At 67.5% G+C, this 10,778-nt stretch carries 1 protein-coding gene; it reads left to right on the forward strand.

Translation table 11 applies throughout. The annotated features are described in order from the left end of the window. Window positions 1-8: 8 nt before the first annotated feature. A complete protein-coding gene (locus CV755_RS12485) occupies window positions 9-10,757 on the forward strand; it encodes a type I polyketide synthase (protein WP_109280288.1) in 10,749 nt (3,582 codons plus the stop codon). The last annotated feature ends 21 nt before the right edge of the window (window positions 10,758-10,778 follow it).

Here is a 10,778-nt window from a genome sequence, read left to right on the forward strand (position 1 = left end):
TTATCTCAGTGTCGAACGAAGAAAAGCTGGTTGACTACCTCAAGCGGGCGACAGCTGACCTGCGCGAGACCCGCCGCCGCCTCCGCGAGGCGGAGGGCAAGTGGCAGGAGCCGATAGCCATCATCGGCATGAGCTGCCGCTACCCCGGCGGGGTCAGCTCGCCCGAGGAGCTGTGGCGGCTGCTCATGGACGGCCGGGACGGGATCTCCGAGGTACCGGCCGACCGTGACTGGGACCTGGAGAACCTTGCCGTTCCGGGTGATGAGGGAGAGGGCGGGACACGTCTTCCCCAGGGCGGATTCCTGGAAGGGGCCGGTCACTTCGACCCCACCTTCTTCCGGATCTCGCCACGAGAGGCGCTGGCCACCGACCCGCAGCAGCGGTTGCTGCTGGAGGCGTCCTGGGAGGCCCTGGAGTCGGCGGGCATCACCCCAGAGACGCTGCGGGGCAGCAAGACCGGCGTTTTCGCCGGTCTGATGAACAACACCGACTACACGCCTGCCCTGGACGCGATACCGGAGGGTGTGGAGGGCTTCCTCGGTACGGGCAGCTCCGGCAGCGTGGCCTCCGGACGAGTCGCCTACACCCTGGGACTGGAGGGGCCGGCCGTCACCGTTGACACCGCCTGCTCCTCATCCCTGGTGGCGCTGCACCTCGCTGCGCTGGCGCTGCGCAACGGTGACTGCACCCTCGCACTCGCCGGTGGCGCCACCGTGATGGCAACCCCCGGCACCTACCTGGAGTTCAGCCGTCAACGAGGACTGGCGGCGGACGGCCGGTGCAAGTCCTTCGCCAATGCGGCGGACGGCACCGGGTTCTCCGAAGGCGTCGGCATGCTGCTGGTGGAGCGGCTGTCGGACGCGCTGCGCCACGGTCACCCGGTCCTGGCCGTAGTGCGTGGTACGGCCGTCAACCAGGACGGCGCGAGCAGCGGGCTCACGGCCCCCAACGGGCCCTCCCAGCAGCGGGTGATCCGCCAGGCCCTGACCAACGCCGGCCTGTCCACGGCGGATGTGGACGTGGTGGAGGCGCATGGTACGGGTACGCGGCTGGGTGACCCGATCGAGGCGCAGGCGCTGCTGGCCACCTATGGGCGAGGCCGGGACAAGGACCAGCCGCTGTGGCTGGGTTCGATCAAGTCCAACCTGGGCCACACCCAGGCGGCCGCCGGCGTGGCCGGTGTGATCAAGATGGTGCTGGCCCTGCGGCAGGGGGTCATCCCCAAGACGCTGCATGTTGACCAGCCCACCTCGGAAGTGGACTGGTCGGCCGGCGCGGTGGAACTGCTGACGGAGGCGAAGGAATGGCCGGAGCTCGAGCGTCCGCGCCGGGCCGCGGTCTCGTCCTTCGGCATCAGCGGCACCAATGCGCATGTAGTGCTCGAACAGGCTCCCGCGGAGGAGCACACGCGGGAAGAACCGTCGGTCTCCGGGGCCGCGACCCCCTGGGTGGTTTCCGCCAGGACCGAGGCAGGTTTGCGGGCACAGGCGGAGCGCCTGCTCACCAGGGTGAGCGAGCGGCCCGAGCTGTCGCCCGTCGATGTGGGCTACTCGCTCGCCGTGACCCGTTCCCGCTTCGAGCACCGGGCGGTCCTTACCGGGGCTTCCCGGGACGAACTGCTGGCTGGACTGCGGGCCGTGGCCGAGGGGCAGGTCGTCTCATCCGCGGTGACCGGTTACGCGGAACCGGGCAAGCTGGCGTTGTTGTTCACGGGGCAGGGCAGTCAGCGGGCCGGTATGGGCCGTGAGCTGTATGAGACCTTCCCGGTGTTCGCGGCCGCGTTTGACGAGGTGTGCGTTCACCTTGATGAGCGGCTGGGCCGTTCGCTGAAGGATGTCGTCTTCGGCGATGAGTCCTCCCTGGACCAAACCGCGTTTACTCAGGCGGCGTTGTTCGCTCTGGAAGTTGCTCTGTTCCGGTTGGTGGAGTCGTGGGGGGTGCGGCCGGACTTCCTGATCGGTCACTCGGTCGGCGAGATCGTTGCCGCGCATGTGTCGGGTGTGCTGTCGCTTGAGGATGCGGCGACGCTGGTCGCGGCCCGTGGCAGTTTGATGCAGGCCCTGCCGGCGGGCGGTGCCATGGCGGCCGTTGAGGCTGCTGAGGACGAGGCGGCTGGATGGGTTGCCGGGCACGAGACTGAGGTTGCGATCGCAGCGGTCAACGGCCCGTCGTCCATAGTGGTTTCCGGGGACGAGGCCGCGGTTGAACAGGTGATGGAGCAGGCCCGTGCGGCGGGCCGGCGGGTGCGTCGCCTGACGGTGAGCCATGCGTTCCACTCACCGCGGATGGAGCCGATGCTGGAGGACTTCCGGGCGGTGCTCACCGGGCTGTCCTTCAACGCGCCGTCGATCCCCCTGGTCTCCAACGTCACCGGGACGTTGGCCACCGCTGAGGAGCTGTGCTCGCCGGACTACTGGGTGCGTCATGTCCGCCAGGCGGTGCGTTTCGGCGATGGCATGGCCTGCTTGTCAGGCCAGGGCGTGGAGCGTTTCCTGGAGCTGGGTCCGGATGGGGTGCTGACCGGCATGGGGCAGCAGTGTGTGCCCGCAGGCGCGGTCTTCGCCGCCGCCCTCCGCAAGGACCGTTCCGAGTCTCAGGCGCTCACCATGGCCGTGGGTACCCTGCACGCCCATGGTGTGGACCTCGACTGGGAGGCTGTGTTCGCCGGCCGCGCCGCCAAGCGCGTTGAACTGCCCACCTACGCCTTCCAACGTGAGAACTACTGGCTTCAGTCGTCAGCCGAGACGCCTGGTGATGTGCACACCCTGGGACTCGGCTCCGCCAATCACCCACTGCTGGGCGCGGCGGTTGAACTGCCTGAATCTCAAGACCTCGTGCTGACCGGGCGTTTGTCGCGTCAATCTCATCCGTGGCTCGGTGACCACGAGGTGATGGGTGCGGTCTTTGTGCCGGGGACTGCTTTGGTTGATATGGCGGTTCATGCTGGTGATCAGGTGGGTTGTGACTGTGTTGAGGAGTTGACGCTTCAGGCGCCGCTTGTTGTTCCTGCGCGTGGTGGGGTTGCGGTGCGGGTGTCGGTGGGTGCGGTGGATGAGTCGGGGCGTTGTCGTGTCGCGATTTATTCGCGGGTGGGTGTGGAGCCGGATGCGTCGTGGGTGTTGCATGCCAGTGGTGTGCTGGCCCGTGGTGCGGGTGGCGATGTGGGTGGTGATCTGGGGGTGTGGCCGCCGGAGGGTGCTGAGCCGGTGGTGGTGGAGGGGTTGTATGACGGTCTTGCGGAGGCGGGGTTGTCGTATGGCCCGGTGTTCCAAGGGCTGAGGTCGGCCTGGCGGCTGGGTGATGAGGTCTTTGCGGAGGTGGCGCTGCCTGAGGGCACATCCGCGGAGGGTTTTGGTCTGCATCCTGCGTTGCTTGATTCGGCGCTGCATGCGGTGGCGTTGGGCGGGTTTGTGGAGGAGGCGGATCGTGCGCATCTGCCGTTCTCCTGGAGCGGGGTGTCGCTTTATGCGACCGGTGCGCGGGAATTGCGGGTGCGGGTGGCCAAGGCCGGTACCAGCGCGGTGTCTTTGAGCATTGCGGATTCCAGTGGTGCACGGGTGGCGTCCGTGGAGTCCCTGATGCTCCGGCCCCTCGACCCCGAACGATTCGCCGACGCGAACCGGGGAGTTGGCGAGAGTCTGTTCCAGATTTCATGGAGCGATATAAGCCGTCCCACCGGTGAGCCGGGCTCCTGGGCGGTACTCAACGGGGACCTCTCACTGGACCTCCCCGAAATTCCCGAAGTCATTTTCGCCCCGCTGATGGAGCAGCGCACTGAGACGGACCCGGTTTCCCGGGCTCATCATGCGGTTGGCCGGGTGCTGGGTCTGGTGCAGCGGTTCCTTGATGATGAGCGGTTTGCCGGTTCGCGTTTGGTGTTTGTGACGCGGGGTGCGGTGGCTGTTGGTGTTGATGGGGGTGTGCTGGATCTGGTGCATGCTCCGGTGTGGGGTTTGGTGCGTTCGGCGCAGGCGGAGAATCCGGATCGGTTTGTGCTGGTGGACAGCGATGAGGAGCTGGATTTCGCTGGTTTGTGGCCGTTTGCGGTGTGCGGTGAGCCGGAGTTGGCTCTTCGCGACGGGGTGGTGCGGGTGCCGCGTCTGGTGCGTGCTGCGGTTGCCGGGGACGGTCGTGGGTTTGTTGCCGGTGAGGGCACGGTGTTGGTGACGGGTGGTACGGGTGCCCTGGGCGCCCTGGTGGCCCGTCATCTGGTGGTCGAACACGGTGTGCGGAGCTTGCTGTTGACGAGCCGCCGTGGTCTGGAGGCCCGTGGTGCTGCCGAGTTGGTGGCGGAGCTGTCTGAGCTTGGTGCCCGGGTGGAGGTTGTGGCGTGTGATGTGGCTGACCGGGGTGCGGTTGCGTCGCTGTTGGAGGGGCGTGTTGTCTCGGCGGTGGTGCATACCGCGGGTGTGCTGGACGATGCGACGATTGGTTCGCTGACTTCTGAGCGGTTGGATGCGGTGTTGCGTCCGAAGGTGGATGCGGCCTGGCATCTGCATGAGTTGACTCAGGATCAGGATCTGTCGGCGTTTGTGCTGTTTTCTTCGGCTGCCGGTGTGATGGGTAATCCGGGTCAGGGCAACTATGCGGCGGGTAATGCCTTCTTGGATGCTTTGGCTGCGTATCGGCGGGCGTGTGGGCTGGTGGGTGTGTCGTTGGCGTGGGGTGCGTGGGCGGAGTCGGGTGGGATGGCTGGTTCGCTGGGTGAGGCGGACCGGGAGCGTCTGGCGCGTGCCGGGGCCTCGGGGCTTGGTGATGCGGAGGGTCTGGCGTTGTTCGACGCGGTCGGCGCCGGCGAGCACGCACTGCTGGTGCCGATGCGGTTGGATCTGGCCGGGATCCGGTCGAGGGCTGCGACGGCCGGGGTGCCGCCGCTGCTGCGCGGTCTGGTCCGTGTCCCCACCCGCCGCACCACCGCCCAGGCGGCGTTGAGTGAACGTGGGAGTTGGGCGAACCGCGTTGCCGCAATGCCTGCGGATCAGCGTCGGGCCGCCGCCCTGGAACTTGTCCGAAGCCGCGTCGCCGCGGTGCTCGCATTCCCGAATGCCGATGCGGTGGAGCCCAAGAAGGCTTTCACGGAATTCGGCTTCGACTCCCTGACGGCGGTCGAGTTCCGCAACCAGCTTGCGTTGGCCACCGGTTTGCGGTTGCCGGCCACCCTTCTCTTCGACTACCCCAACTCCGCTTCCGTGGCCGAATATCTGGTCTCGGAGATTACCGGTGCGGAGGACCGGGCCGTCGTCGTGGCATCCGCGGGCTCTCATCCCGATGACGAGCCGATCGCGATTGTGGGTATGGCGTGCCGTTATCCGGGTGGGGTGAACTCCCCGGAGGATCTGTGGCGGTTGGTGCTGGCGGGGGATGATGCCATTTCCGCTTTCCCGACGGATCGTGGCTGGGATCTGGAGGGCATGTTCGACGATGATCCGGATGTCGCGGGTTCGTCGTATGTGCGGGAGGGCGGTTTCCTGTATGACGCGGCGGACTTCGATCCGGCGTTCTTCGGGATCTCGCCGCGTGAGGCGTTGGCGATGGACCCGCAGCAGCGGCTGTTGCTGGAGGCGTCCTGGGAGGCGCTGGAGTCGGCGGGTATCGATCCGTCGTCCCTGCGGGGCAGCCAGACCGGTGTCTTCGCGGGCGTGATGTACCACAACTACGCCTCCCGCCTCTCCGCCGTACCTGATGAAGTCGAAGGCTTCCTTGGTACCGGCAACACCGGCAGCGTGGCGTCCGGCCGGGTTTCCTACACCTTTGGGTTCGAGGGGCCGGCGGTGACGGTGGACACGGCGTGTTCGTCGTCGCTGGTCGCCCTGCATCTGGCCGGGCAGGCGCTGCGTCAGGGTGAGTGCTCGCTGGCCCTGGCCGGCGGCGTCACGGTCATGCCGACACCCGACACCTTCCTGAGCTTCTCCCGCCAGCGCGGCCTTGCCTTTGACGGACGTTGCAAGGCCTTCGCCGCCGCGGCGGATGGCACGGGATGGTCCGAGGGTGTGGGCATGCTGCTGGTGGAGCGGCTGTCGGACGCCGTCCGCAATGGGCACCGGGTGCTGGGTGTGGTGCGGGGTACGGCCGTCAACCAGGACGGCGCCAGCAACGGCCTGACGGCGCCGAATGGCCCGTCCCAGCAGAGGGTTATCCGCCAGGCGCTGGCCCAAGCCGGTGTTGCCGCAGCGGATGTGGACGTGCTGGAGGCGCATGGCACGGGTACGCGGCTGGGTGACCCGATCGAGGCGCAGGCGTTGCTGGCGACCTATGGGCAAGGACGGTCGGAGGAGCGGCCGTTGTGGCTGGGTTCGATCAAGTCCAACCTGGGTCACACCCAGGCGGCTGCTGGTGTGGCCGGTGTGATCAAGATGGTTCAGGCCATGCGGCACGGCATCATGCCGAAGACGTTGCATGTGGATGCGCCGTCGCCTGAGGTGGACTGGTCGGCGGGTGCGGTGGAGTTGCTGACGGAGGCCAGGGAGTGGCCGGAGGTGGGTCGTCCGCGGCGGGCCGCGGTGTCCTCGTTCGGTATCAGTGGGACCAATGCGCATGTGGTGCTGGAGCAGGCGCCGGAGGCGGCTGTTGAGGTGGCTGAGCCGGTTGTCGGCACGGTGTTGCCGTGGGTGGTGTCGGCGAAGTCGGAGGCGGGGGTCCGGGCTCAGGCTGAGCGGCTGGTGGCGTTCCTTGAGGAGCGTGCCGGCCTGTCGCCGGTGGATGTGGGTTATTCGCTTGCGGTTGCGCGGTCGCGGTTCGAGCACCGGGCGGTGGTCGTTGGTGCGGATCGTGACGAACTCCTCGCGGGTGTGAGGGCTTTGGCGGCCGGTGAGGCGTCGGGGGCCGTGGTTTCCGGCAGCGCTGTTTCCGGTGCCAGGCTGGCGTTGTTGTTCACGGGGCAGGGCAGTCAGCGGGCCGGTATGGGCCGTGAGCTGTATGAGACCTTCCCGGTCTTCGCGGATACGTTCAACGAGGTCTGCGCTCACCTCGATGAGCGGCTCGGCCGTTCGCTGAAGGATGTTGTCTTCGGGGATGGGTCGTCTCTGTTGGATCAGACGGCGTTTACTCAGGCGGCGTTGTTCGCTCTGGAAGTCGCTCTGTTCCGGTTGGTGGAGTCGTGGGGGGTGCGGCCGGACTTCCTGATCGGTCACTCGGTCGGTGAGATCGTCGCCGCGCATGTTGCCGGTGTGCTGTCACTTGAGGATGCGGCGACGCTGGTCGCGGCCCGTGGCCGGTTGATGCAGGAGCTGCCGGCCGGTGGTGCCATGGCTGCTGTCGAGGCCACCGAGGCCGAGGTCGCCGGGTGGATCGCCGGCCGTGAGGCGGAGGTCGCGATCGCGGCGGTCAACGGCCCATCGTCCGTGGTCGTTTCGGGTGACGACGATGCGGTTGAGGCGGTTGTCGCCCAGGGGCAGGAGCTGGGCCGGCGGGTACGCCGCCTGACCGTCAGCCATGCGTTCCATTCCTCCCGGATGGAGCCGATGCTGGAGGACTTCCGCAACGCCATCGCGAAGCTGTCTTTCAACGCCCCGCAGACCCCTGTCGTTTCAAATGTCACCGGCACCCTGGCCACCGCCGAGGAGCTGTGCTCGCCCGACTACTGGGTGCGTCATGTCCGCCAGGCGGTCCGCTTCGCCGATGGCATGACGTACCTGTCCGGTCAGGGTGTTGGCAGGTTCCTGGAGTTGGGCCCGGACGGGATTCTCTCCGGCATGGGCCAGGCGTGCGTCAGCGACGACGCGGTGTTCGCCTCCGTCCTGCGCAAGGACCGCCCCGAGGCCCAGACCCTCACCACCGCTCTCGGCACGATGCACGCCCACGGCACCGACCTCGACTGGGAGGGCATCTTCGCGGGCCGCGCCGCCAAGCGCGTTGAACTGCCCACCTACGCCTTCCAGCACCAGCGCTACTGGCTCGAAGCCCCCTTGACCGCCAATGACGCCAATGGCCTTGGCCAGACCGTCACCGGGCATGCCCTCGTGGGCGCCGCCGTCGAACTGCCCAACTCTGAGGAGGTTGTGCTGACGGGGCGCCTCTCGCGTCACACCCACGCCTGGCTGGGGGACCACGCGATCGCTGACACGGTCCTCCTTCCCGGTACCGCTTTGGTTGATATGGCGGTTCATGCTGGTGATCAGGTGGGTTGTGACTGTGTTGAGGAGTTGACGCTTCAGGCGCCGCTTGTTGTTCCTGCGCGTGGTGGGGTTGCGGTGCGGGTGTCGGTGGGTGCGGTGGATGAGTCGGGGCGTTGTCGTGTCGCGATTTATTCGCGGGTGGGTGTGGAGTCGGATGCGTCGTGGGTGTTGCATGCCAGTGGTGTGCTGGCCCGTGGTGCGGGTGGCGGTGTGGGTGGTGATCTGGGGGTGTGGCCGCCGGAGGGTGCTGAGCCGGTGGTGGTGGAGGGGTTGTATGACGGTCTTGCGGAGGCGGGGTTGTCGTATGGCCCGGTGTTCCGGGGGCTGAGGTCGGCCTGGCGGCTTGGTGATGAGGTCTTTGCGGAGGTGGCGTTGCCTGAGGGCACGTTCGCGGAGGGCTTTGGTCTGCATCCTGCGTTGCTTGATTCGGCGCTGCATGCGGTGGCGTTGGGCGGGTTTGTGGAGGAGGCGGATCGTGCGCATCTGCCGTTCTCCTGGAGCGGGGTGTCGCTTTATGCGACCGGTGCGCGGGAATTGCGGGTGCGGGTGGCCAAGGCCGGTACCAGCGCGGTGTCTTTGAGCATCGCGGATTCCAGTGGTGCACGGGTGGCGTCCGTGGATTCCCTGATGCTCCGGCCCCTCGACCCCGAACGATTCGCCGACGCCGATGAGTCGCCCACGTCCGATGCTCTGTTCCATGTGGAGTGGGCACAGTTGCCCGTGGCCGAGGCCGGTTCGTCGCCGATTTCGTGGGGCGTTCTCGGTACGGATCCGTTCAACCTCGACTCCCTGCTGAAGGAGGCAGGGACGGAGACCGCATACTTCGCCGACCTCGGTGAACTCGGTGCGGCGGAGGAGGTCCCGGACGTGGTCCTGGTTTCCCTCGGCGGTTCACCTCTGACCACCCCGGCGCCGGACCTGCCCGCCCAGTCGGCATCCTCGGCCCGCCAGGCCCTCGAACTGGTCCAGGAGTGGCTGAAGGACGACCGGTTTGCCGGATCCCGCCTGGTCTTTGTGACGCGGGGGGCTGTGTCCACGGGGCTGGAGGACACTGTTCAGGATCTCGCCCATGCCCCGGTGTGGGGTCTGGTCCGCTCGGCGCAGGCGGAGAACCCCGGCTGCTTTGTCCTGCTCGACCTTCCGGAGCAGGAGCGGCAGGAGCAAGTCGATCTGCGCGGCCTTCTGGCGTCCGACGAACCACAACTGGCTCTCCGTGACGGGGTGGTGCGGGTGCCGCGTCTGGTGCGTGCTGCGGTTGCCGGGGACGGTCGTGGGTTTGTTGCCGGTGAGGGCACGGTGTTGGTGACGGGTGGTACGGGTGCCCTGGGCGCCCTGGTGGCCCGTCATCTGGTGGTCGAACACGGTGTGCGGAGCTTGCTGTTGACGAGCCGCCGTGGTCTGGAGGCCCGTGGTGCTGCCGAGTTGGTGGCGGAGCTGTCTGAGCTTGGTGCCCGGGTGGAGGTTGTGGCGTGTGATGTGGCTGACCGGGGTGCGGTTGCGTCGCTGTTGGAGGGGCGTGTTGTCTCGGCGGTGGTGCATACCGCGGGTGTGCTGGACGATGCGACGATTGGTTCGCTGACTTCTGAGCGGTTGGATGCGGTGTTGCGTCCGAAGGTGGATGCGGCCTGGCATCTGCATGAGTTGACTCAGGATCAGGATCTGTCGGCGTTTGTGCTGTTTTCTTCGGCTGCCGGTGTGATGGGTAATCCGGGTCAGGGCAACTATGCGGCGGGTAATGCCTTCTTGGATGCTTTGGCTGCGTATCGGCGGGCGTGTGGGTTGGTGGGTGTTTCGTTGGCGTGGGGTGCGTGGGCGGAGTCCGGTGGGATGGCTGGTTCGCTGGGTGTGGCGGACCGGGAGCGTCTGGCGCGTGCTGGGGCTTCGGGGCTTGGTGATGCGGAGGGTCTGGCGTTGTTCGACGCGGCCGGCTCCGGCGAGCACGCACTGCTGGTGCCGATGCGGTTGGATCTGGCCGGGATCCGGTCGAGGGCTGCGACGGCCGGGGTGCCGCCGCTGCTGCGTGGGCTGGTCCGTGTCCCCACCCGGCGTACCACCGCGCAGAGCGCGGCGGTGGAGACGCGTTCGCTGGCCGACCGGCTGACCGGTCTGCCGGCCGATGAGCGCCAAGCCGTTCTCCTCGACCTGGTCCGTACGCATGTCGCGGCCGTCCTTGGATTCACCGACGCGGAAGCCATTGAGCCGCAACGGGCGTTCCGGGAGGTGGGCTTCGACTCGTTGACCGCGGTGGAGTTCCGCAACCAGCTCGGGGCGGCCACCGGTCTGCGGCTGCCCGCGACCGTGGTGTTCGACTACCCCAACCCGGCGGAGGTTGCGGAGTACCTCTCCAACTCGCTTCCCGGCGGCGGTGCGAAGGCGTCCGGCGCGGACGGTGGCTCTGCGGGCTCGGTGCTCGACGAGCTGGAGGCACTGGAGGGGAGGCTCGACGGCCTGGCGGCCGACGCGGCCGAAAAGGCTAGGATCGCCGCCAAGTTGGAGTCATTGCTGGCCCGGTGGACGGACACCCGGAGCGAGGGCCGCGCGGACACGGCGGAGCAGGAGGCCGCCGATGTGACCGATGTGATCGAAAACGCCACCGACGATGAGATGTTCGAGTTCATCGGCCGGGAATTCGGAATTTCCTGAAACCGGCTTCCCGACTGCCTA

This window comes from Streptomyces orinoci, from assembly GCF_003121295.1.
Taxonomy (GTDB): domain Bacteria; phylum Actinomycetota; class Actinomycetes; order Streptomycetales; family Streptomycetaceae; genus Streptomyces; species Streptomyces orinoci.